This is a genomic window from Streptomyces sp. NBC_00386, from assembly GCF_036063235.1.
Classification (GTDB): domain Bacteria; phylum Actinomycetota; class Actinomycetes; order Streptomycetales; family Streptomycetaceae; genus Streptomyces.
Window position 1 is genome coordinate 7,697,042 of sequence record NZ_CP107950.1, and the last position, 22,863, is coordinate 7,719,904.

Annotated in this window: 21 protein-coding genes and 1 riboswitch; of the genes, 16 read left to right on the forward strand and 5 right to left on the reverse strand. The window is 71.5% G+C overall.

Annotated features, from left to right (window positions below; genetic code table 11):
- Positions 1-43 precede the first annotated feature (43 nt).
- The 3 genes from OG780_RS33845 to OG780_RS33855 all read left to right on the forward strand — a co-directional run bounded on the left by OG780_RS33845 (position 44) and on the right by OG780_RS33855 (position 3,288).
- Positions 44-385, forward strand: coding sequence for a DUF742 domain-containing protein (locus OG780_RS33845; protein ID WP_326791038.1), 342 nt, complete (start codon positions 44-46; stop codon positions 383-385).
- Positions 386-689: 304 nt separating this feature from the next.
- The gene (locus OG780_RS33850) at positions 690-1,517 is read left to right on the forward strand and encodes a carbon-nitrogen hydrolase family protein (protein WP_328454614.1); all 828 of its coding nucleotides are present in this window, start codon (positions 690-692) and stop codon (positions 1,515-1,517) included.
- Between the two features lie 76 nt (positions 1,518-1,593).
- On the forward strand, positions 1,594-3,288 hold the full coding sequence (locus OG780_RS33855; RefSeq protein WP_328454616.1) for a flavin monoamine oxidase family protein: 1,695 nt from the start codon (positions 1,594-1,596) through the stop codon (positions 3,286-3,288).
- Positions 3,289-3,317: 29 nt separating this feature from the next.
- Here OG780_RS33855 and OG780_RS33860 read toward each other — a convergent pair whose 3' ends face one another.
- Positions 3,318-4,247, reverse strand: a complete 930-nt coding sequence (locus tag OG780_RS33860; RefSeq protein ID WP_328454618.1) for an LLM class F420-dependent oxidoreductase — start codon at positions 4,245-4,247, stop codon at positions 3,318-3,320.
- Between the two features lie 92 nt (positions 4,248-4,339).
- Positions 4,340-5,014, reverse strand: coding sequence for a DUF5995 family protein (locus OG780_RS33865; protein WP_328454620.1), 675 nt, complete (start codon positions 5,012-5,014; stop codon positions 4,340-4,342).
- 172 nt (positions 5,015-5,186) lie between these two features.
- On the opposite strand from OG780_RS33865, the gene OG780_RS33870 reads away from it, so the two are divergent.
- On the forward strand, positions 5,187-6,293 hold the full coding sequence (locus OG780_RS33870; RefSeq protein ID WP_328458586.1) for a glycoside hydrolase family 6 protein: 1,107 nt from the start codon (positions 5,187-5,189) through the stop codon (positions 6,291-6,293).
- On the opposite strand, the gene OG780_RS33875 is transcribed toward OG780_RS33870, so the two are convergent.
- Positions 6,275-7,666 (reverse strand): uracil-xanthine permease family protein, encoded by a 1,392-nt coding sequence (locus OG780_RS33875; protein ID WP_328454622.1) that lies wholly within the window; start codon positions 7,664-7,666, stop codon positions 6,275-6,277. The genes OG780_RS33870 and OG780_RS33875 overlap by 19 nt on opposite strands.
- A gap of 268 nt (positions 7,667-7,934) precedes the next feature.
- On the opposite strand from OG780_RS33875, the gene OG780_RS33880 reads away from it, so the two are divergent.
- Entirely contained in the window at positions 7,935-9,164 is a 1,230-nt protein-coding gene (locus OG780_RS33880) for an alginate lyase family protein (RefSeq protein WP_328458588.1), read from the forward strand.
- A 104-nt stretch (positions 9,165-9,268) separates the two neighbouring features.
- Complete coding sequence (locus tag OG780_RS33885) at positions 9,269-9,727, forward strand: acyl-CoA thioesterase (protein ID WP_328454624.1); 459 nt, start codon at positions 9,269-9,271, stop codon at positions 9,725-9,727.
- Here the strand turns inward: OG780_RS33885 and OG780_RS33890 are convergent.
- The gene (locus OG780_RS33890; RefSeq protein ID WP_328454626.1) at positions 9,687-10,898 is read right to left on the reverse strand and encodes an MFS transporter; all 1,212 of its coding nucleotides are present in this window, start codon (positions 10,896-10,898) and stop codon (positions 9,687-9,689) included. The genes OG780_RS33885 and OG780_RS33890 overlap by 41 nt on opposite strands.
- Before the next feature lie 131 nt (positions 10,899-11,029).
- Between OG780_RS33890 and OG780_RS33895 the strand changes: the two genes are divergently transcribed.
- The 10 genes from OG780_RS33895 to OG780_RS33940 all read left to right on the forward strand — a co-directional run bounded on the left by OG780_RS33895 (position 11,030) and on the right by OG780_RS33940 (position 20,455).
- On the forward strand, positions 11,030-12,262 hold the full coding sequence (locus OG780_RS33895) for an ROK family transcriptional regulator (protein ID WP_328454628.1): 1,233 nt from the start codon (positions 11,030-11,032) through the stop codon (positions 12,260-12,262).
- Positions 12,263-12,603: 341 nt separating this feature from the next.
- Positions 12,604-12,734: riboswitch (FMN riboswitch) on the forward strand.
- Between the two features lie 154 nt (positions 12,735-12,888).
- Positions 12,889-13,524, forward strand: a complete 636-nt coding sequence (locus tag OG780_RS33900; protein WP_328454630.1) for a riboflavin synthase — start codon at positions 12,889-12,891, stop codon at positions 13,522-13,524.
- Positions 13,521-14,156 (forward strand): nicotinamide mononucleotide transporter family protein, encoded by a 636-nt coding sequence (locus OG780_RS33905; RefSeq protein WP_326788965.1) that lies wholly within the window; start codon positions 13,521-13,523, stop codon positions 14,154-14,156. The genes OG780_RS33900 and OG780_RS33905 overlap by 4 nt, the downstream gene beginning before the upstream one ends.
- Positions 14,153-15,490, forward strand: coding sequence for a bifunctional 3,4-dihydroxy-2-butanone-4-phosphate synthase/GTP cyclohydrolase II (locus OG780_RS33910; protein ID WP_328454632.1), 1,338 nt, complete (start codon positions 14,153-14,155; stop codon positions 15,488-15,490). Before OG780_RS33905 ends, OG780_RS33910 begins: the two co-directional genes overlap by 4 nt.
- Before the next feature lie 139 nt (positions 15,491-15,629).
- Entirely contained in the window at positions 15,630-16,115 is a 486-nt protein-coding gene (ribH, locus tag OG780_RS33915; protein WP_328454634.1) for a 6,7-dimethyl-8-ribityllumazine synthase, read from the forward strand.
- 34 nt (positions 16,116-16,149) lie between these two features.
- Positions 16,150-16,422 carry a phosphoribosyl-ATP diphosphatase gene (locus tag OG780_RS33920; protein ID WP_015661856.1) on the forward strand — a complete coding sequence of 91 codons (273 nt, stop codon included), beginning with the start codon at positions 16,150-16,152 and terminating at the stop codon, positions 16,420-16,422.
- A gap of 81 nt (positions 16,423-16,503) precedes the next feature.
- Entirely contained in the window at positions 16,504-17,361 is an 858-nt protein-coding gene (gene hisG, locus OG780_RS33925) for an ATP phosphoribosyltransferase (RefSeq protein ID WP_328454638.1), read from the forward strand.
- Positions 17,362-17,375: 14 nt separating this feature from the next.
- On the forward strand, positions 17,376-17,843 hold the full coding sequence (locus OG780_RS33930) for a PH domain-containing protein (protein ID WP_328454640.1): 468 nt from the start codon (positions 17,376-17,378) through the stop codon (positions 17,841-17,843).
- A gap of 198 nt (positions 17,844-18,041) precedes the next feature.
- Positions 18,042-19,373 (forward strand): hemolysin family protein, encoded by a 1,332-nt coding sequence (locus OG780_RS33935; RefSeq protein ID WP_326788969.1) that lies wholly within the window; start codon positions 18,042-18,044, stop codon positions 19,371-19,373.
- A complete protein-coding gene (locus OG780_RS33940) occupies positions 19,370-20,455 on the forward strand; it encodes a hemolysin family protein (RefSeq protein ID WP_328454642.1) in 1,086 nt (361 codons plus the stop codon). The genes OG780_RS33935 and OG780_RS33940 overlap by 4 nt, the downstream gene beginning before the upstream one ends.
- Positions 20,456-20,534: 79 nt before the next feature.
- On the opposite strand, the gene OG780_RS33945 is transcribed toward OG780_RS33940, so the two are convergent.
- A complete protein-coding gene (locus OG780_RS33945; RefSeq protein ID WP_328454644.1) occupies positions 20,535-22,400 on the reverse strand; it encodes an AAA family ATPase in 1,866 nt (621 codons plus the stop codon).
- Positions 22,401-22,863 lie beyond the last annotated feature (463 nt).

The window sequence follows — 22,863 nt, forward strand, 5'->3', positions numbered from 1 at the left end:
GGCTGTGACCGACGAGCACTGGTACGAGGACGAGACCGGGCCGATGGTGCGGCCCTACACCGTCACCGGGGGCCGCACCCGGCCCTCGCGGCGGCACGTCATCGACCTGATGTCGCGGGTCACGGTCCTGGAGACGGACGCCGGGCGGCCCGGTCTCGACCACGCGGCGGCCGCGCTGCTCGACCTGGCCCGCCGCGGCCCCCGGCCGGTCGTCGAGCTCGCCGCGGACGCCGACCTGCCGCTGACCGTCGTACGTGTCCTGCTCGGCGACCTGGCCGAGGCCGGTCTGCTGACCATCGACGAGCCGTACCGTCCGCCGGACGGCGCTCCAGCGGCCGACCCGGAGCTGCTCCGCGAGATCGTGGAGCGGCTGCGCGAGCTGTGACCCCGGCCGGGAGGGCATCCCGGGGTCGGCGGACCCCGCCCCGGCGGCCTCGTCCCGGCGTCGGGCCGCGTCCGTCCCGTCACAGGGACCGCCCCCGCCTGTGACCTGCGTCTCCCGGGGTTCAGGACGTTCGGGACTTGACCGCGGGGCGCGCGACGGGGCGCGCAACGAATCGCCGCCGGGGGCCGATGGTACGCAACGAATCGTTCAGTGGCGCGCAACGGGTCCTTCTTGTCCCCCCGATCCGGCCGACCGTACCGTCTAGGTGGCCCCCCGAACCCCCTCGCACCGGTGGAGAACCCGTATGCGCACAGCCCTGCTCCAGAGCTCCGGCCGCCCCGGCTCGGTCGTCGAGAACCTCAAGGTCCTCGACGAGGCCGCGGGCCGTGCCGCCGCAGCGGGCGCCGGGCTGATCGTGACGTCGGAGATGTTCCTGACCGGCTACGCCATCGGTGACGACATCGCGCGCCTCGCCGAGCCGGCCGACGGCGACTCCGCCGACGCGGTGGCCGAGATCGCCACCCGGCACGGCGTCGCCGTCGCCTACGGCTACCCCGAGCGCGAGTCCGCGCGGTCCGAGAGCGAGGCCGCCGGGGCCGACGGCGGGGCGAGGGTCTTCAACTCCGTGCAGCTGATCTCCGCGGACGGCACCCGGCTCGCGAACTACCGCAAGACCCACCTCTTCGGCTGCTTCGAGCACGACCACTTCACACCCGGCGACCAGCCCGTCGTGCAGGCGGAACTGAACGGCCTGCGGGTCGGCCTCATGATCTGCTACGACGTCGAGTTCCCGGAGAACGTCCGCGGGCACGCTCTCGCCGGCACCGACCTGCTGCTCGTGCCGACCGCGCAGATGCACCCGTTCCAGTTCGTCGCCGAGTCCGTCGTCCCGGTGCGCGCGTTCGAGAACCAGATGTACGTCGCCTACGTCAACCGCACCGGCCCGGAAGGGGAGTTCGAGTTCGTCGGACTGTCCACGCTGGCCGGTCCCGACGGCGTCGCCCGTGCCCGTGCCGGCCGCGGCGAGGAACTGGTCGTGGCGGACGCCGACCCGGTCTTCCTGGCCGCCTCGCGCGAGACGAACCCGTATCTGAAGGACCGCCGCCCCGGCCTCTACGGGTCCCTCGTCTGACCTCCCGCCCGGCCTGTCCCCGGCCGGTCACGCAAGCCCTCCCCTCACCAGTTTCCGCGCAAGGAGTCCGTACCCCATGACGTCCACCGTGCCCAACGCCGTCCAGCACGCCGACGTGCAGCAGCCGCCGATCACCATGTTCGGCCCGGACTTCCCCTACGCCTACGACGACTTCCTCGCGCACCCCGCGGGTCTCGGGCAGATACCCGCGACCGAGCACGGCACCGAGATCGCGGTGATCGGCGGCGGACTGTCCGGCATCGTGGCCGCGTACGAGCTGATGAAGATGGGCCTCAAGCCCGTCGTGTACGAGGCCGACGAGATCGGCGGCCGGCTGCGCACGGTCGGCTTCGAGGGCTGCGACCCCTCGCTGACCGCCGAGATGGGCGCAATGCGCTTCCCGCCCTCCTCCACCGCCCTCCAGCACTACATCGACCTGGTCGGCCTTCAGACCCGCCCGTTCCCCAACCCCCTTGCCGAGTCCACGCCCTCGACGGTCGTCGACCTCAAGGGCGAGTCGCACTACGCGACTTCCGTCGACGACCTCCCGCAGGTCTACCGCGACGTCATGAACGCCTGGAACGCCTGCCTGGAGGACGGCGCCGACTTCTCCGACATGAACCAGGCCATGCGGGAGCGCGACGTTCCGCGCATCCGGGAGATCTGGTCGAAGCTCGTCGAGAAGCTCGACAACCAGACCTTCTACGGCTTCCTGTGCGACTCGGACTCCTTCAAGTCCTTCCGCCACCGCGAGATCTTCGGGCAGGTCGGCTTCGGCACCGGCGGCTGGGACACCGACTTCCCGAACTCCATCCTGGAGATCCTGCGGGTCGTCTACACCGAGGCCGACGACCACCACCGCGGCATCGTCGGCGGCTCCCAGCAGCTCCCGCTGCGGCTGTGGGAGCGCGAACCGGAGAAGATCGTGTACTGGGCGTACGGCACCTCGCTGTCGACGCTGCACGACGGCGCCCCGCGTCCGGCCGTGACCCGGCTGAACCGGACCGCGGGCAACGGCATCACGGTGACGGACGCGAACGGCGACATCCGTACGTACAAGGCGGCGATCTTCACCGCGCAGTCCTGGATGCTGCTCTCCAAGGTCGCCTGCGACGACTCGCTCTTCCCGATCGACCACTGGACGGCGATCGAGCGCACGCACTACATGGAGTCCAGCAAGCTCTTCGTGCCCGTCGACCGGCCGTTCTGGCTGGACAAGGACGAGGAGACCGGCCGTGACGTCATGTCGATGACGCTCACCGACCGGATGACGCGTGGCACCTACCTCCTCGACGACGGCCCGGACAAGCCCGCCGTCATCTGCCTCTCGTACACGTGGTGCGACGACAGCCTGAAGTGGCTGCCGCTGTCCGCGAGCGAGCGCATGGAGGTCATGCTGAAGTCACTCGGCGAGATCTATCCGAAGGTCGACATCAGGAAGCACATCATCGGCAACCCGGTGACCGTGTCCTGGGAGAACGAGCCCTACTTCATGGGCGCGTTCAAGGCCAACCTGCCGGGTCACTACCGCTACCAGCGCCGCCTGTTCACGCACTTCATGCAGGAGTCGCTGCCCGAGGACAAGCGGGGCATCTTCCTCGCCGGCGACGACATCTCCTGGACGGCCGGCTGGGCCGAGGGCGCCGTCCAGACCGCGCTGAACGCGGTCTGGGGCGTCATGCACCAGCTCGGCGGGACGACCGACCCGACCAACCCCGGGCCCGGCGACGTGTACGACGAGATCGCGCCGGTGGAACTGCCCGAGGACTGATCCTCGACCGGGAGGTGCGGGCGGCCGGGTCACACCCCGGCCGCCCGCGCCGCCTCGTACACCTCGGCCGCCACGTCCTTCAGCTCCTCGGCGTCCCGCATCGCGCTCTGGAGATCGAGGAAGATCTCGTCGAGGCCGATCTCGGCGTGGGCGACCAGGTCCGCCACGATCTGCCCGACGTCGCCCTGGAAGGCCTGGCGGTCGTCGCCCGCGTACGGCTTGGGCGTGTAGCGAGGGTTCGTCCGCAGCACTGTCCGCAGCGGCCGGGTGCGCCCGCGCTCGGCGGCCAGGTCCTGCAACCGGCGCCACTGCGAGGCCAGTTGGCCGACGCCCATGCCGATCGGCATCCAGCCGTCCGCGTGGTCGACGAGCCTGCGGCGCGCCTTGCCCGTGTTGCCGGCGAGCAGGATCGGGATCGGCCGGGCCGGCTTGGGGCCGACGACGGCCGAGGCGATCCTGGTGAGGGTGCCGTCGTAGACCACCGGGTCGGGGCCCCACACCGCGCGGCACACCTCGATCACCTCGTCCAGCGCGTCGCCGCGCTCCGCGAAGGGCCGCGCGGAGGCCGCCGCGTACTCGTCGAGCGACCAGCCCGTGCCGAGGCCCGCCACGACCCGGCCGCCGCTGGCCGCGTCGAGCGTGGCGAGGGTTTTGGCGAGCTGGAAGGGGGTGTGCAGCGGCGCGACCAGGACGCTCGTGCCGAGCTCGACGCGCTCGGTGACCGCGGCCGCGAGGGTCAGGGTCACCAGAGGTTCGGCGACACCGCGGTAGGAGTCCGGCCAGGCCAGTCCCTCGACGCCGTACAGCCCTTGGGTCGGCGGGTCCGGGAACAGGGCCCGCTCGAAGACCCACAGGCTGTCGAACCCGATCGCCTCCGCGGCGCGCGCCACGGCGGGCACGTCCCGTCCGAGGTCGTACTGCTTCATCTGCGGGAGGGCGAGGCCGAGTCGCGTCGTCATACAGCTGTACTCCTTCGCATCGGGGTGTGCCGAGGTGTCAACGTACAGTGAGCGTCCGGTTGTTCCGGCGAGGACCGCGGCGCGTGGCCGGATCAGGCCCGCAGGGGAGTGAGCAGCATCCGGCCGGCCAGGCCCACCGCCGCGTCGAGGCGGTCGCCGAACTCCTCGGCCAGGTCGGGGATCCCGCGCAGCGCCCACAGTGCCCGCGCCGTCGCCCAGGTCGCCTCGCGGGCCCGCTCCAGACTCCAGGAGCCGAGCAGATGGGTGAGCGGATCGGCGATCTGGAGCAGGTCGGGGCCCGGCATCAGCTCTTCGCGGATGCGTTCCTCCAGCGAGACGAGGAGATCGCCCACACGGTCGAACTCGTCCTCCAGGTCGGCCGGTTCGCAGTCGAGCGTACGACAGCTGTCCACCACGGCGAGCGCGAGATCGTGCCCGATGTGCGCGTTGATGCCCGCGAGCGCGAACTGCAGGGGGCGTACCCCCGGATGGCGGCGGAAGCGCAGCAGCGGCCGCCAGCAGGCGGGCGCCCGGCCCTCCTCGGCCACCGCCAGATAGCGCTCCGCGAACCGCACGTCCAGTGTCTGCGCGGCCCGTCGGTCGGGGAACACCCCGGCGTCCAGACGGCGGTCGAACTCCTCGGTGACCGTGAGGTAGACGCGGTTGAAGACCGCGAGACCGTCCCGCTCGGGGAGGGTCGCGTCGAGGGCGCGCATACGGGCGACGACCGTGTCAACGGGAACGGTGAACTGTGCCGACTGCGCCATGAGGGCAGCGTCCCAGTCCTAGGGTGGCCCGCGTGCCGCCGGGCCGACGGCTTCCCCAGAACGGGGGAACGCGGACGGGGCCGGAGTGGGGGAACCGTACGTGTCAGGCTTACGTGTCCAGCGGCTCGTCGAGCGCGGGGCGGAGCGCGGCAGAGCCGTGGGACGCGGTGTCATGGTCGTCGTGGCCTCGGTCGTGGTCGCGGCCGGCACCGTGACGGGCACCGTGTCCGCGCTCGGCGACGGGCGCCCGTCGCCGGAGGCCCGAGCGCCGGTGACCCGATCGTCCGCCCCCTTGCCGTCCGGTGCGCGGACACCGGCGGGCGGTTCCGTCACGCCGTCCCCTTCGCGGCCGGCCTCCCCGGAACCGGCCGCCGATCCCTCGCCCGGTAAGGGCGGGCCACGGACCGTCGCGGGGCCCGCCCTCCTCTACCGCCACCCCGATTCCCAGGTGCGCGCATGGGTCGACAGTCACCCCGGTGATCCCCGGCGCGCGGTCATCGCGTCCCGGATCGCCGACCGCCCGGCCGCGGTGTGGTTCGCGGACTTCACACCCTCCACGATCACCGCGCGGGTCGAGGCCGTGACCTCGGCGGCCGCCGAGCGGGGCGGGGTGCCGGTCCTCGTGCCGTACGCCGTCCCGCGGCGCGACTGCGGCGGGGCCTCGGAGGGCGGGGCGCCCGACCTCGCCGCGTACGACGGCTGGATCGACGGCTTCGCGGCGGGGCTCGGCTCCCGCGAGACCGTCGTCGTCCTGGAGCCCGACTCGATCGCCCAGTCCGACTGCCTCACCGGGCCGGAGCGGGCGGGCCGCCTCGCCTCCCTGGCCCGCGCGGGACGCGTCCTGAAGGCGGCGGACCCCAGGGCCCGGGTCTACTACGACGCGGGCAACTCCGACTGGAACCCGGCGGCCGCGCAGGCCGCGCTGCTGCGGCGGGCGGGCGCTGCCTCCGCCGCCTCCTCCGACGGTGTCTTCACCAACGTCTCCAACTTCAACCGGACGAACGACGAGATCGCCTACGTCCGGCGCGTCCTCGCCGCGCTCGGCGGGCCCTCGGGCCTCGGTGCCGTCATCGACACCAGCCGCAACGGCAACGGCGCCGCCCCCGGCGGAGCGTGGTGCGATCCGCCGGGCCGCAGGATCGGTCCGGCGCCGACCCTGAGCACCGGGGAGGCCGGGATCGACGCCTATCTGTGGGTGAAGCCGCCGGGGGAGTCGGACGGCTGCCGGGGCGAACCGGGAACCTTCTCGGCCGAGTACGCCTATGAGCTGGCGGGCTGATCCCCGGGCCCGTCGTACGCCGAGGTCCCCGAGTCGAGCAGCGGTTCCTGGCGGAGGTGGGCCGGGGCCATCGCCCGCAGCGCGTGGTAGCCGGTGATCACGACGATGGTGCCCAGCGCGATGCCGTTCAGCGAGAAGTTGTCCGTGAACTTCAGGGTGACGCCGCCGATGCCGATGATGATGCCCGCGGCGGCGGGCACCAGGTTCAGCGGATTGCGCAGGTCCACCCGGGCGTTGAGCCAGATCTGGGCACCGAGCAGGCCGATCATGCCGTAGAGGATGACGGTGATGCCTCCGAGGACACCGCCCGGGATCGCCGCGACCACCGCGCCGAACTTGGGGCACAGTCCGAAGAGCAGGGCGAAGCCGGCGGCGGCCCAGTAGGCGGCGGTGGAGTAGACCCGGGTCGCGGCCATCACGCCGATGTTCTCGGAGTACGTGGTGTTGGGCGGGCCGCCGACCGCGGTGGAGAGCATGGAGGCGGCGCCGTCCGCGGAGATCGCGGTGCCCAGTTCGTCGTCCAGCGGGTCTCCGGTCATCTCGCCGACGGCTTTGACGTGCCCCGCGTTCTCCGCGACCAGCGCGATGACCACCGGCAGGGCGACGAGGATCGCGGACCACTGGAACGAGGGTCCGTGGAACGACGGCAGTCCGATCCAGTCGGCCTTCCCGACCCCGGAGAGGTCCAGGCGCCAGTGGTCGGTGACCTTGCCGCTCGCGTCCGCCGCGTGGATCCGCCCGAAGATCCGGTCGAAGGCCCAGGAGGCGGCGTAACCGAAGAGCAGTCCCAGGAAGATCGCGATGCGTGACCAGAAACCTCGCAGGCACACCACGGCCGCGCCGGTCACCAGCATGGTGAGCAGGGCCGTCCACTGGTCCTGCGGCCAGTAGGTGGAGGCGGTCACCGGCGCCAGGTTGAAGCCGATCAGCATGACGACCGCGCCGGTCACGATCGGCGGCATCGCGGCGTGGATGATCCTCGCCCCGAACCGCTGGACGGCCAGACCCGCCAGGAACAGCGCGACGCCGACCACGAAGCACGCGCCGGTCACCGTGGCGCTGGTGCCGCCCTGCGCCCGGATCACGGCGGCGACGCCCACGAAGGAGAGCGAACAGCCCAGGTAGCTGGGCACCCGGCCGCGGGTGGAGAGCAGGAAGACGACCGTCGCGACACCGGACATCATGATCGCAAGATTCGGGTCAAGTCCCATCAAAACGGGCGCAACAAAAGACGCCCCGAACATCGCCACCACGTGCTGGGCGCCGAGCCCGAAGGTCCGGGGCCAGGAGAGGCGTTCATCGGGGCGGACGACCGCTCCGGGGGCGGGAGTCCGTCCGTCGCCGTGCAGTTTCCAGCGCACGCCGAGGTCCATGGTGAGGGTTCGCTTTCTCTGTACGTGAATTTGTCCGGCCCATTGTCACGTCCAACCAGCCGCTCTACGCTCACACGGTCCTCCTCATGAACATCGTTCATATGTCTGATCGGAGTGTTCCGTGAGTGCACGATCCAGACTGGGCCTGGTGGCCGTGGCGGCCACTGTCACGCTCGCGACCCTCGTCTCTCCCTCGGCGTCCGCTCGTACGGCGTCCGCGGCCGCGCCTCGGGCATCCGCCCGCGCCGTGTCCGCGGCCACCCACGCGGTGCCGGCGCGTACGGAGTCCACGGACGGCCCCGCGGTGTCCGGACGGGCCGCGCCGGGACTGCCGAGGACCGCGGTCCTCGACGGCGGCCGGCTCCGGCGGACCCGTGTCCGCCTGGACCGCGGCGACCGCCGACTCGCCCTCTCGCTGCGGGCGTTGACTGCCCGCGCCGACAACTGGCTCGACCAGGGCCCCTGGACGGTCGTCGACAAGCCGAAACCCGCCCCCGGCGGCGACGTTCACGACTACCTCAGCCAGGCCCCCTACTGGTGGCCCTCGCAGCCGGCCACCGCCGGCAACCCCTGGGGCTGCCCGTACGTCCAGCGTGACGGTCAGCGCAATCCCGAGGTGGACACCGGTACCGACCGCCAGGATGTCGAGAAGGTGTTCGACTCGACGTACGACCTCGCGCTCGCCTGGTACTACACCGGCGAGAAGCGGTACGCCGTGAAAGCCTCCCAGGTTCTGCGCACCTGGTTCCTGGACCCGGCCACACGGATGAACCCGAACCTGGACCACGGCCAGTTCATCCCCTGCAGGTACGACGGCCGGGCCATCGGCGTCATCGACTTCTCGCAGTCCTACACGAGCGTCCTCGACGCGATCGCCCTCCTCGACACCGGCGCCCCCGGCTGGTCCCGGCGCGACCGGGCCGCGATGCTCGCCTGGAACACCGGCTACCGCGACTGGCTGACGGACAGCGCCTTCGGCAAGGAGGAGGGCGCCGCGCGGAACAACCACGGCACCTTCTACGACATGCAGCTCGCCGCCCTCGCGTACGCCACCGGCGACAAGGACCTCGCGCGGCGGACGGTGCTCGCCGCGCGCGGCCTGCGCATCGACCCGCAGATCGCCGCCGACGGCAGCCAGCCCCAGGAGCTCGCCCGCACCCGCAGCTGGCACTACTCGACCTTCGACCTGGTGGCGTACACCCGGCTCGCGGCCATCGGCCGGCACGTCGGCGTGGACCTCTGGTCCTACCGGGGGCCGGACGGCCAGAGCCTGTTCGGGGCGGTCGACCACCTGCTGCCCGCGGCGACCGGGGCCGAGCCGTGGAGCCACCCTGAGCTGGAGTTCCACCGCTTCGCGGCGACCGATGTGGTGCATGCCGCGGCCGACGCGGGGGACCGGGCCGCGCGGGCCGCCGTGCCGGGGCTAGAGGCGCCGCCCGGCGGTGATCTGTGGGAGCTGCGGCCGGCCGCCGAGCAGCTCGACTCCATCGCGGGCTGATCCCGCCCGGACGGGGTTCCTGAGCGTTTGCTTAGGATGGGGAGCGTCGTTTCAGCCAGGCCCGCCCAGTCCGCGTGCCGCAGTTCGCTCCAGGAGCCCCGCCCGTGACCGCCGAAGCCCCCGCCGCCCCCGCCCTCCCGTACGGACGCCTCCTGCCCGTCACCGTCCACTTCGACGACCTCGACGCGCTCGGACTGCTGCACAACGCCCGCTACCCGGTCATGGTCGAACGCGCCTGGACCGCGCTGTGGAACGAGCGAGGCTTCGGCTTCGAGGGCGACTGGGAGGCGGCGGGCGACTCCTGCAACGCGGTCAAGGAACTGCGGATCACCTACGAGGCCCCGGTCAGCCGCCCCGGCGCGTACGCCGTCCACCTCTGGCTGGAAAGGCTCGGAAACACCGGACTGACGTACGGCTTCCGTTTCTGCTCCCCCGACGGCGCGGTCACCTACGCGCACGGAACCCGGGTGCTCGTACGGCTCGACGCCGGAACCCTGCGCCCGACGCCGTGGAGCGAGGGGTTCAGGGCCGTGGGCCGGGAACTGCTGCGCTCGGGGGACTGACCTTCGACGCGACGCGGTCTCCCGCCCGCAGCACACCCGCGAGCGCGGTGAGCCCGAACGCCAGCAGCGTGACCAGCCCGAACGACACCATCAGGTTCGTCGCCTGCGCCACCGACCCGATCAGGCTCGGCGCGATGAGCCCCGAGGTGTACGTGATGGTCGCGACGCCGGCGATGGCCTGACTGGGGTTGGGGCCGCTGCGCCCGGCCGCCGCGAAGCAGAGCGGGACGACGACCGCGATACCGAGTCCGAGCAGCGCGAAGCCGCCCATCGCCACCGCCGGATGACCCGCGACGACGATCAGCAGCCCGCCGAGCACGGCCAGCACGCCGCCCACCCGCACGGTCCGCACAGCGCCGAAACGGTTCACCACCGAGTCGCCGGCCAGCCGGGCCACCGCCATGGTCAGCATGAAACCGGTGGTCGAGGCCGCGGCGAGCCCGGCCGAGCTGTCCAGCCGGTCGCGCAGATAGACCGCCGACCAGTCCAGGCTCGCGCCCTCCGCGAAGACCGCGCAGAAGCCGACCGCGCCGATGAGCAGCGCCGACCGGGGCGGCAGCGCGAACCGCGGCGGCGGCTCCTCGTCCTCGGCGGGCTGAAGATCGAGCACCCAGCGGCAGGCGATCAGGCCGAGGAGGGTGAGGGTCCCCGCGGCCAGGGCGTGGTGCAGGCGCGCGTCGGCGCCCAGATGCGCGGCGAGCGTGCCGGCCGCCGCACCGATCAGCGCGCCCCCGCTCCACATGCCGTGCAGCCCGGACATGATCGACTTGTCGAGGCGGTTCTCGACCTCGACACCCAGCGCGTTCATGGCGACGTCCGCCATCCCCGCCGTGGCGCCGTAGACGAACATCGCGAGGCACAGGGTCGGCAGGTTCGGCGCCAGGGACGGCAGGATCAGGGCCAGCGTCCACAGGGCCATGAGTCCGCGCAGCGCCGTACGGCTGCCGAAGCGGTGGGTGATGCGGCCGGCCAGCGGCATCGAGCAGGACGCGCCGAGGGCGGTGAAGGCGAGCGCGAAACCGAGCTGCCCCGCGCTGACCGACGCGTGGTCCTGGATCCACGGCACGCGGGTCGCGAAGGACCCGGTGACGGCTCCGTGCACGGCGAACACGGCCGCCACGGCGTACCGGGCGCGCCTGACGTCGCGCTGGTCGCAGACCACTTCACTCATGCTCGATCCCCTCCCCAGGTGATGGTTCCACGTCGTGCCGCCGTAAACTATCAGGAACCCTGCCTGATAAATAGATGACCGCTCGCCGCCCGGTCACCTGGTGGCCTCGCCGGTCTGGGAGGATTCCCGCCATGCCCGCATCCCCGAGCACCGCACGGGCCATCAACGACCGGCTCGCCCTGCGGCTGTTGCAGCAGGAAGGCCCTTTGACGGCAGGGCGGCTGAAGCAGCTCACCGGACTTTCCCGGCCGACCGTCGCCGACCTCGTCGAACGCCTCACCGCCTCCGGTCTCGTCACCGTCGTCGGGGAATCGGGGGAGCAGCGGCGCGGCCCGAACGCCCGGGTCTACGGGATCGTCGCGGGCCGAGCGCATCTGGCCGCGCTGGACGTCCGTACGGAGGGAGTCTCGGTCGTCGTCTCCGATCTGGTCGGCCGGGTCCTGGCCGAGGCGTCGGCGCCCATCGGCGAGGGCACCGGGACCGGGCCGGCGGTGGAGCAGGCGGTCGCGCTGGTCGAGCGGGTGGCGAAGGAGGCCGGCTCCCTCGGGGCGTCGCCCCCGCGCGAACTCGTCCCGGGGTGGGGCAGGCTGCACACCGTCGGCATCGGGGCGCCCGGCCTGATCGACCCCGCCAGTGGCGAACTCCGCAACTCCACCGGCCTGCCCGCGTGGCACCGGCGGCTGGTCGCGGCCCTTCAGGAACGGCTTCCCGAGGCCCGCGTCCTCGTCGAGAACGAGACCAACCTCGCGGCCCTCGCCGAACAGCGCGAAGGAGTCGCCCGCGACCGCGACACGTTCGTCCTGCTGTGGATCGGTCACGGCACCGGCGCCGCCGTGGTCCTCGACGGCGCCCTGCGCCGCGGCGCCTCCGGAGGTACCGGGGAGATCGGGTTCCTTCCGGTGCCGGGCACCACGAGTCTCCCCTCGGCGACCGACTGCGGCGGCGGCTTCCACTCGCTGGTCGGGTCCGCGGCGATCGCGGAACTGGCGGCGGAGCACGGTGTCTCGGCGCGGCCCGAGGGCTACGAACCGCATGCCGCGGCGCTGGTGCGGCAGGCGCTGGCGGCCGCCGGCTCGCCGGCCGCCGACGGCTTCCTCGACGCCCTCGCCGACCGCCTGGCCATCGGGGCGGCCTCCGTCAGTGCCGTGCTGGACCCCGGGTGCGTGGTCCTGGGCGGCGAGGTCGGCCAGGCGGGCGGCGCGCCGCTCGCCGCTCGGGTCGGGCGACGGCTCGCCCGTATCTCGCCGCTCCCGACCGAGGTGCGCGCGAGCCCGCTGGGCGGGGGCGCGGTACTGCGCGGCGCCCTGCTGACCGCACGCGACGGCGCCCAGGACGAGCTGTTCGCCCCGCCGTCGTCGCGGTAGTCCGGGTCGCTCCGCCGTCCCGGCAGGCCCGGCGCGGGGCCGGCTGGAGACCCGGCGGCGGGGCAAGGGCCTTCGTCACCGCCGCCGGGTCGATCGTGGGGGGACCGGCAATGAATGATCACGCAGTCTTGATCGAGGACACTAAGAGGACTAGACCAGAGCGTCAATAGGTATGGACCAGTCGGGTGGACCCGGGTCGTGTCACAAGGCCGCCCGGAGTCAAGGAGGTTGACGGCGAAACCGTTCCGTGGAAGTCCATGGAGACCGGCTGTGAGCCACCCCACAGAGGTGCGGCCCCATGGCCGACGATCGGGCGTGGCACACTGGCCATGTACCAGAAGCAGCGCACTCCGGGGTCGGTGTAATTCCGAACCGGCGGTTATAGTCCGCGACCCGGTCGCTTCCAGCGGCCGGTTGACCAGGTGGAATTCCTGGACCGACGGTTAAAGTCCGGATGGGAGGCAGTGCGCGGCGGGCGGGTATGTCGTGCGCGCTGCCGTTTGTCGCCGCTCGTCCTACGGGACGGGTGTCCTTCCGGTATCGCTCCCGGTGTGCCGCGGTCCGCTCATTGTGTCGTCATCGACAGCCCCGGAGTCCGTGCCCCATGAGGCAGGAGGACCCGGGAAGTGTTCACCGGAATCGTCGAAGAGCTGGGTGAGGTCACCGCCGTCGAGATTCTCGACGACGCCTCGCGTTTCCGGCTGCGTGGCCCCGTCGTCACGCAGGGCGCGCAGCACGGCGACTCCATCGCCGTCAACGGAGTCTGTCTCACCGTCGTCGAGCACGAGGGCGACGAGTTCACCGCCGACGTCATGGCCGAGACCCTGAACCGCTCCAGCCTCGGGGCCCTCACCGTCGGCTCCCGCGTCAACCTGGAACGGCCGATGGCCGTGGGCGAGCGCCTCGGCGGCCACATCGTGCAGGGACACGTCGACGGCACCGGCGCGGTCATCGAGCGCAAGCCGTCCGAGAACTGGGAGATCGTCAAGATCTCGCTGCCCACCGACCTTTCGCGCTATGTGGTCGAGAAGGGTTCCATCACCGTCGACGGCATCAGCCTGACCGTGGTCGACGCCGGCCCCGACTTCTTCACCGTGAGCCTCATTCCCACCACCCTCGACCTGACCACGCTGGGCCACAAGCAGCCCGGCGACCCGGTCAACCTCGAGGTCGACGTGATCGCCAAGTACGTCGAGCGGCTGCTGGGCGCACGCGGTGGGCAGTCCGCCGGTCTGCCCGGCGTCCAGGGGGCCGGGCAGTGAACTGGCTGAACTCCGAGGCCTTCGTCCTCCTCGACCAGCACATCATGTGGTCGGACATGATCGGCAACGTGATCGGTCTGATCGCCCTCGCGCTCGGCTGGCGGCGCTCCGTGTGGAGCTGGCCCGTCCAGCTCCTCTCCGGAGTCGTCCTCTTCGCCGCCTTCTTCGGCCACCTCACCGGCAGCGCCGGCAAGCAGGTCGTGGTCATCGTCGTCGCCCTGTGGGGCTGGTGGCAGTGGAACCGCGGCGAGGGCAAGGACGGACGCGTCTCCGTACGGTTCGCCACCTGGCGTGAACGCGCGTACATGGTCGGCGCCGCCGTCGTGGGGACCCTCGCCGTCAGCGGCCTGTTCCACGCGTACCCGACGCTGTCCTGGGACCCCTGGCCCGACGCGTACATCTTCGTCGGCACGATCGTCGCCATGTACGCGCAGGCCCGCGGCATGGTCGAGTTCTGGTTCGCCTGGCTGCTGGTCGACGTGGTGGGCGTCCCGCTCAACTTCGCGAACGGCTACGCCTTCTCCGGTTTCGTCTACGTCCTGTACGGCGCGCTCGTCCTGTGGGGCATGCGCGACTGGTGGCTGCGCTCCCGTGAGGCCGGGCAGCCCGTCATGGAAGGAGCCCCGGCATGACAACGGCGCCGGTTTGGTACAGCACCGGGCACGATCAGGATGCCTCGGACTTCGCGCTCGACCCCGTCGAGCAGGCCATCGCCGACATCGCGGCCGGCCGCCCCATCGTGGTCGTCGACGACGAGGACCGGGAGAACGAGGGAGACCTCGTCGTCGCCGCCGAGATGGCGACCCCCGAGATCGTCGCCTTCATGATGAGCGAGTGCCGCGGACTGATCTGCGCGCCCATGGAGGGCGACGAGCTCGACCGGCTCCGCCTTCCGCAGATGGTCGACGACAACACCGAGTCGATGAAGACCGCGTTCACGGTGTCGGTGGACGCCTCCGCCGTCCACGGGGTGAGCACCGGCATCTCGGCGGCCGACCGCGCCGCCACCCTGCGGCTCCTCGCGGACGGCGTCTCGGGGGCCGACGACTTCGTGCGCCCCGGCCACGTCTTCCCGCTGCGCGCGCGGCCCGGAGGCGTGCTGGCCCGCAACGGCCACACCGAGGCCGCCGTCGACCTGGCCCGGCTGGCGGGACTGCGCCCGGCCGGAGCGATCGTCGAGATCGCCGGCGAGGACGGCCGGATGCTCCGGCTGCCCGAACTGATCCCCTTCGCCCGCAAGCACGGCCTGACGATCATCTCCATCGAGGACCTGATCGCCTACCGCCGCTCGGCCGAGAGCACCCTGACGGCCGACACCGGGGCGGTCCCCGCCGCACCCACCGTCCGGCGCGAGGCCGAGGTCCGTCTCCCCACCGCCTTCGGCGAGTTCACCGCGTACGGCTACCGCTCCACGGCCGACGGCGTCGAGCATGTCGCCCTCGTCCACGGCGAGATCGGCGAGGGCGAGGACGTCCTGGTCCGGGTCCACTCCGAGTGCCTCACCGGCGATGTCTTCCACTCGCACCGCTGCGACTGCGGCCCCCAGCTCCAGACCTCCATGCGGCGCATCCAGACCGAGGGCCGCGGCATCGTCGTCTACCTCCGCGGTCACGAGGGACGCGGCATCGGGCTGCTGTCCAAGCTCCGCGCGTACGAGCTCCAGGAGCGCGGCCGGGACACCCTCGACGCCAACCTGGAACTCGGCCTGCCCGCCGACGCCCGGGACTACGGCGCGAGCGCGCGGATCCTGGAGGACCTCGGCGTCCGCAGCCTGCGCCTGATGACCAACAACCCCGACAAGACCGACGCGCTCGTCCGGTACGGCCTGCGGGTCACCGGACGGGAGCCCATGCCCGTCCAGGCGGGCGAGCACAATCTCGGCTACCTGCGGACCAAGCGGGACCGGATGGGGCACGACCTCCCCTGGCTCGACGCGACCACCGTGTCGGCCTGCGGGAGCCAGTGACCCCGTACGCCCGGCACCACCGCGGGACACGGCACCACAGCACCACCGGCACCATCGGCACGACAGCACAACCGGTGCGGCGCAGCACCGGCGACACAGCACTATCGGCAACACGGCACAGCGGGACTGAAGGAGAGACGTGAGCGGCAAGGGTGCACCTGAACTGTCCGTACGCAACTGCGGCGACCTGCGGGTCGCGGTCATCGCGGCACAGTGGCACGACAAGGTGATGGACGGTCTCGTCGACGGCGCGCTGCGCGCCCTGCGCGAGCTGGGAATCGACGAACCGACCCTGTTGCGGGTCCCCGGCAGCTTCGAACTGCCGGTCGCGGCCAAGGTCCTCGCGGGCCGCGGCTACGACGCGATCGTGGCGCTCGGCGTCGTCATCCGCGGCGGAACCCCCCACTTCGAGTATGTGTGCCAGGGCGTCACCCAGGGCCTCACCCAGGTCTCCATCGACACCGGCGTCCCCATCGGCTTCGGTGTGCTGACCTGTGACACCGAGGAGCAGGCCCTGGACCGTGCCGGCATCGAGGGCTCCAACGAGGACAAGGGCCACGAGGCGGTGACGGCCGCCGTCGCGACCGCGGTCACCCTCCGCTCAGTATCTGAACCCTGGCACTGAGGTACGGCACCGAGCGCGTAGGGTGAGGACCACCATGTCCAAGAAGACGTTCGAGGAGCTCTTCACCGAGCTCCAGCACAAGGCCGCCACGGGCGATCCCGCCACCTCGCGCACCGCCGAACTCGTCGGCAAGGGTGTTCATGCCATCGGCAAGAAGGTCGTCGAAGAGGCCGCAGAGGTCTGGATGGCCGCCGAGTACGAGGGCAAGGACGCCGCCGCCGAGGAGATCTCGCAGCTGCTCTACCACGTCCAGGTGATGATGGTCGCGCGCGGGATCTCCCTCGACGACGTGTACGCGCATCTGTAGGGGCGCCCTCAGCAGCGCCCCACCGAGCACGCCCGTCCGTCCCACCCACCCGAAGAATCTCTAGCAAAGGAAGCCGACCTCATGCTGCGCATCGCCGTCCCCAACAAGGGTTCCCTCTCAGGACCTGCGGCGGACATGCTGCATGAGGCCGGCTACCAGCAGCGCCGGGAGTCCAAGGAACTGCGGATCGTCGACCCGAACAACGAGGTCGAGTTCTTCTACCTCCGCCCCCGCGACATCGCGATCTACGTCTCCTCCGGCCGTCTCGACATCGGCATCACCGGACGCGACCTGCTGGTCGACTCCGGAGCCAACGCCGAGGAGATCCTCCCGCTCGGCTTCGCCCGCTCCACCTTCCGCTTCGCCTCCAAGCCGGGTACCGCCAAGGGCATCGCGGACCTGAACGGCATGACGATCGCCACCTCCTACGAGGGCATCGTCGCGGGGCACCTCGCCGACCACGGCGTCGACGCCTCCGTCGTGCACCTCGACGGCGCCGTCGAGACCGCCATCGAACTCGGTGTCGCCGAGGTCATCGCGGACGTCGTCGAGACGGGCACCTCGCTGCGCAACGCGGGCCTGGAGATCTTCGGCGAGCCGATCATGAAGTCCGAGGCCGTGGTCATCCGCCGTGTCGGAGCCGGCCCCACCGAGGACGCCGAGCCCAAGGTCCAGCAGTTCCTGCGCCGCCTCCAGGGCGTGCTGGTCGCGCGGACCTACGTGATGATGGACTACGACTGCCGCGCCGAGCACCTGGAGAAGGCCGTCGCGCTCACTCCCGGCCTGGAGTCGCCGACCATCTCGCCGCTGCACAACGAGGGCTGGGTCGCCGTCCGCGCCATGGTCCCCTCCAAGGAGGCCCAGCGGATCATGGACGACCTGTACGAGCTCGGCGCGCGGGCCATCCTGACCACGGCCATCCACGCCTGCCGGCTCTGACGGGATCAACGCACATGTCGGACCTTCCCGCCCTTCCCATAACCTTCCGTCCCTCCCGTACCCGGGCGGTGCTGCTCACCGCGGGCGCGTCGATCCTTGTGGTCATCACCACGGTCGCCATGCTTCTGGAGCAACTCGGCCCGGGGGAGCGGCTCAGCTTCATCTTCACCGCGGCGCTGCTCTTCGGAGTGCTCCTGCTGCTCTCGCGGCCCAAGGTCGTCGCCGACGAGAGCGGTGTCACGGTCGTCAACATCGCGAGCCGCCGGCACCTCGACTGGGCGGAGATCGTCCAGGTCAACCTGCGTCCCGGTGATCCCTGGGTGTTCCTCGACCTCAGTGACGGCACCAGTCTCCCGGCGCTCGGCATCCAGCCGGGCATCGCCCGGCAGCGCGCCATCGAGGACGCCCGCGCCCTGCGCGCCCTGGCTTCCGCCCGTGGAATCCAGGAGCCCGACGGGCACCGTGACGAACATCAGGGCTGACTCTCGGCCTTCCACCCTGCCCTGAGAGCCCATGTCTTGATTAATCTGTCGGCGGAGGCGTTTTTCATCGCGCCTCCGCCTCCGATGTGCTCCCGCCCTCAGAGGCCCCCTGCTACCCGAGGAGTGATTCCCTCCAGCGATGGACGGATCGTCCTGTAGTACCTGCGCCGCCCCCTTCCGACATAGCGAGGCGGCGGCATGACCATCCCCCTGTTGCTCCTTGGCGCGGCGTTCCTGCTGATTCTCGCCAACGGCTTCTTCGTGGCCGCGGAGTTCGGCCTCGTCACCGTCGAGCGCCCCGACGCCGAGAAGGCCGCGGCCGACGGTGACAGACGTGCCGGCACGGTCGTCGAGTCGCTCAAGGAGCTGTCCTTCCAGCTCTCCGGCACCCAGCTCGGCATCACCATCACCTCGCTCGTCGTCGGCATGCTCGCCGAACCGGCGCTCGCCGAGCTCCTGCACGGCCCGTTCACGGCGATCGGGCTGCCCGAAGGCGCCGTGCCCGGCGTCGCCGTGGTGGTCGGCATGCTGCTGGCCTCCGCCGTGCAGATGGTGGTCGGGGAACTCGTGCCCAAGAACTGGGCGGTCTCCAAGCCGCTCCAGGTGGCCCGCTTCGTCGCCGGCCCGCAGCACGTCTTCTCCCGCCTCTTCCGGCCGGTGATCGCCGCGCTGAACACGGTCGCCAACCGGCTCGTCCGCGCCCTGGGCGTGGAACCCGCCGAGGAGCTGGCCTCCGCCCGCACCCCGGGCGAACTCGTCTCCCTCGCCCGGCACTCCGCGCGAGCGGGAGCCCTGGAGCAGGACACCGCGGACCTCTTCGTCCGCACGATGTCCCTGGCCGACCTCACCGCGCAGCACGTCATGACGCCGCGGGTGAAGGTCAGCGCCCTCCAGTCGTCGGCCACCGCCGAGGACGTGGTCAACCTCACCCGTGCCACCGGCCTCTCCCGCTTCCCGGTCTACCGGGAGCGGATCGACGAGATCGTCGGCATGGTGCACCTCAAGGACGCCCTCGCGATCCCCTCGCGCGACCGGCTGCGCACCCCCGTGGGCCGGATCGCCCAGGTCCCCCTGCTCGTCCCGGAGACCCTGCCCGTGCAGCCCCTCCTGGAGCGGCTGCGCAGTGAACAGCCGATCGCCGTCGTCGTCGACGAGTACGGCGGCACGGCCGGCGTGGTCACCCTGGAGGACATCGTCGAGGAACTCGTCGGCGAGGTCCGCGACGAGCACGACGACGAGCAGGGCGAGCCGCCCGAGCTCGCGGCCGCGCCCCCCGAGGACGGCAGGCCCGCCTGGGACGCCGACGGCAGTTGCCGGGTCGACATCCTGCAGCGCATAGGCCTCGACGTGCCCGAGGGACCGTACGAGACCGTGGCGGGTCTCGTCGCCGACCTGCTCGGCAGGATCCCGGCCCCCGGTGACAAGGCCGAGCTCCCGGGCTGGCGCCTCGTCGTGCGACAGGTCGGGCACTACCGTGCCGAACGCGTCCGCCTCGTGCGCACCGCGCTCGCCCCGGAGGCCGTCCGATGACCATGCTCCAACTGCTGTTCGCGGGCCTGCTGGTGCTCGCCAACGGCTTCTTCGTCGGCGCCGAGTTCGCGCTCGTGTCCGTACGGCGCAGCCAGATCGAACCGCTGGGCACCGCCCGCTCCCGGCAGGTCCTGTACGGCCTGGAGCGCCTTCCGCAGATGATGGCGGCGGCCCAGTTCGGCATCACCATGTGCTCGCTGACGCTCGGAGCGGTCGCCGAGCCCACGGTCGCCCGTCTGCTGGAGCCGCTGTTCGAGGCGGTCCACCTGCCGGACGGGGTGATCCACCCCCTCGGCTATGTGATCGCGCTCGCCTTCGTCGTGTTCTTCCACCTCGTCATCGGCGAGATGGTCCCGAAGAACCTGGCGATGGCCGCGCCCGAGAAGACGGCCCTGTGGCTCAGCCCCGGACTGGTCGCCTTCGCACGGGTGTGCCGCCCGGTCACGGTGGGCCTCGGCGCCTGCGCCCAGCTGATCCTCCGGCTGTTCCGGGTCGAGCCCAAGGACGAGGTCGAAGCGGTCTTCACGAGCGAGCAGCTCAACCGGCTCGTCGAGGACTCCGGGCAGGCGGGACTCCTCGACCCCGAGGAACAGGAGCGTCTCGAGGACGCCCTGGAACTCGGCTCCCGTCCGGTCACCGACGTCCTGCTCGACAGCGCCTCGCTGGTCACCGTGGACCCTTCGGTCACCCCCGGCCAGGTCGTCGCGCTCACCGCGCGCACCGGGTACTCCCGGTTCCCGGTGGTCGCGGAGAACGGCGCTTCCATGGGCTGCTACCTCCACGTGAAGGACGTCCTCGACCTGGAGGAGTCGGAGCGTGCGGTCCCGCAGCAGATGTGGCGGCCGATGGCCACCCTGCGCTCCGAACTCCCCCTGGACGACGCGCTCACCGTGATGCGCCGTGCCGCCACCCATCTGGCCCAGGTCGCCGACGCCACTGGGAAGGTCCTGGGCCTCGTGACCCTTGAGGACGTACTGGAACTGCTCGTCGGGGAGGTACGGGACCCGGCGCACCGCGATGTCACACCGGTACGGGTCGCGGAGCCTCGTGTCGGCCAGGCCGAGGAGGCGCTGGCGAGCTGACCGCGAGCGTGGGCCCCGGTTCCCGGGGGGCCGTGCGACCCGTGACGGTCGTACGGCCCCCGGCGGGACCGGGGCCTTCTCACATCGCCGACGGATCCTGCGGGCCCCGGCCCGAGAGGACCTCCCCGTAGGCCTGCATGAGGTCGGGCAGACGCAGCGTCGACAGGTCGTCGCGCGACGGTGTGCCGGGGTATCCCGACAGCCGCAGATCGCGGTAGGCGCAGCTCTTCTCGTACAGGGTGCGCAGGAAGCGGCCGTTGCCGAGCTCGTCGATCCAGCCCTGGTCGACGACGTGCCCGGCGATCGAACGGAGCTCGTCCAGCGCCTCCTCGTCCCAGATGTCGCCGTTCTCGGCGGCCAGCACCTCGCCGATGGAGGTCAGTTCGAGGGGACGGTAGGAGGGGAAGTCCACGCGGCTGGTGAAGCGCGAGGAGAGACCGGGGTTCGCGGCGAGCAGCCGGTCCATGCCCTCGGGGTAGCCGGCGAGGATGACGACCAGGTGGTCCCGGTTGTCCTCGGCCCGCTTCAGCAGCACCTGAAGGGCCTCGTCGCCGTACGCGTCGCCCTTGCCGTAGCCGGAGTTGGACAGGGAGTACGCCTCGTCCACGAACAGGACGCCGCCGATCGCCGAGTCGATCAGCTCGTTGGCCTTCACGGCGGTCTGGCCGAGGTACTCGCCGACCAGGTCCGCTCGCTGGGCCTCGACCAGATGGTCCCCGCCGAGCAGCCCGAGCGCGTAGAACACCCGGCCGAGAATGCGTGCCACCGTGGTCTTGCCGGTGCCGGAGGGGCCGGAGAAGACGAAGTGCCGTTTCGGCGGCTGCACCGGCAGACCCTGCCCGGTGCGCAGCCTGGCCATGTTCAACTGCGCCGACAACGCCTTGACCTGACGTTTCACCGGTTCCAGGCCCACCATGCGCTCCAGTTCGGCGAGCGCCTCGTCGAGCAGGGCGGGGTCGGTCGGGCCCGCCGGCATCGGCTGCACCGGGATCACGGCCTTCTCCCGGAAGCCGTCGGTCTGGGCCGGCAGCCCGCCGGGCGGCGACGGATCGGCGTCCGGGAGCCTCAGGTCGCGCCCCTCGGTGCCGAACAGCGCGTCCATGCCGTCCGGGCCCTCCAGCACGTCCTGCCCGATCCCGGCGAGCGTGATCGCCGCGAGGTCGGCGGCGGCGTCGTCGTACCCGTCCCCCTCGGCGATGGCGGCGAGCCGGGCCGAGGTGTCCATGAAGGAGGGGTCGACCCGGTGCACCGCCCGGTACAGGGGCAGTGCGGCGGCGGACCGTCCGGTGCCCTCGTGGGCGCGGGCCAGCCAGTACCGCAGCTCCTTGCGCTGCGGCTGTTCGCTGCGGCAGCGCATCAGCGCGGACGACAGCAGCGGCTCGGCCTGTCCGTACATCTCCAGCCGGACCCGCGCCATGCCGCCGAACAGTCCGGCCTCGATGCCGAGCATGGCATCGTTGATCAGCGGATCGGTGTGCCGCACCAGCTGTTCCCAGTCCTTGACCAGATAGGCGCGGCACGCGTGCAGGAACCGCACCTGGTGGTCCGCGTCGACCGGCGGCAGTCCGGCCAACGCCCGGTCCAGTTCGGGTACATGACGCCCGTCGAGCCAGTGCGAGGCGTGCGCGAGCAGCAGATCGCGCGGGCTCTCCAGCACCGGCTGGACCCACCAGCCCAGCCAGTACCAGGAGTTGAGGGTGCGCCGGTGGCGGGAGCGCTGCTCGCCGAAGCGGTCCCGGTGCCGGAACATCCGCAGCAGCGCGGTCGTCGTGTCCACCCGTAGCGCGTGCAGTCCGAGCCAGCCGTCCGCCATACCGGGGTCCATCCGGACCGCGGCGCGGAACTCCTCCTCCGCCTGCGGGTAGGCGCCCATCGTGTAGGCGTCCACACCCCGCAGCCAGGCGAGGTCGGCCGGGGCCTCGGAGCCCTGCGTGCCGAAGTCCATCACGTCCCCCACAAACCGTGCCCCCGATGGTCGGGGAGTGCCTCGCGGATCAGGACATCCCCTTGCCGCCGGGCCGGTGCCCGTCGGCAGCTCTGGTCGAACGACTGTGCCGCGGACGGGAGTTGAAGCGGTGCGGCACAGCAACCGTCCGAAAGTCGCACCGAGAGGCATCGTACCTGCGGTGGACGGGCCTGCCGAAGGGTGCCGCACAGCCCGTTCCACGAGGTGGGAGCATATGGGGCGCACTGCGAACGGTGACCCAGGGTGAGCGAATCACGTCGTGGGGCGTCCGGAAAGAGAGGGTGTGGGCAGAACGAAGCCCCCGATCACGGGGGAACAACCGGGGGCTTCGCGACTGCGGGCGGCTCCCGAAGGGCCGCTGCTTCAGAACGTAAGACCTGTACGGCCCCCTGGTCAAGCAGAGTTGGGGCACTGAGGCAACTTCTCCGGAGTGGGTCTTCAC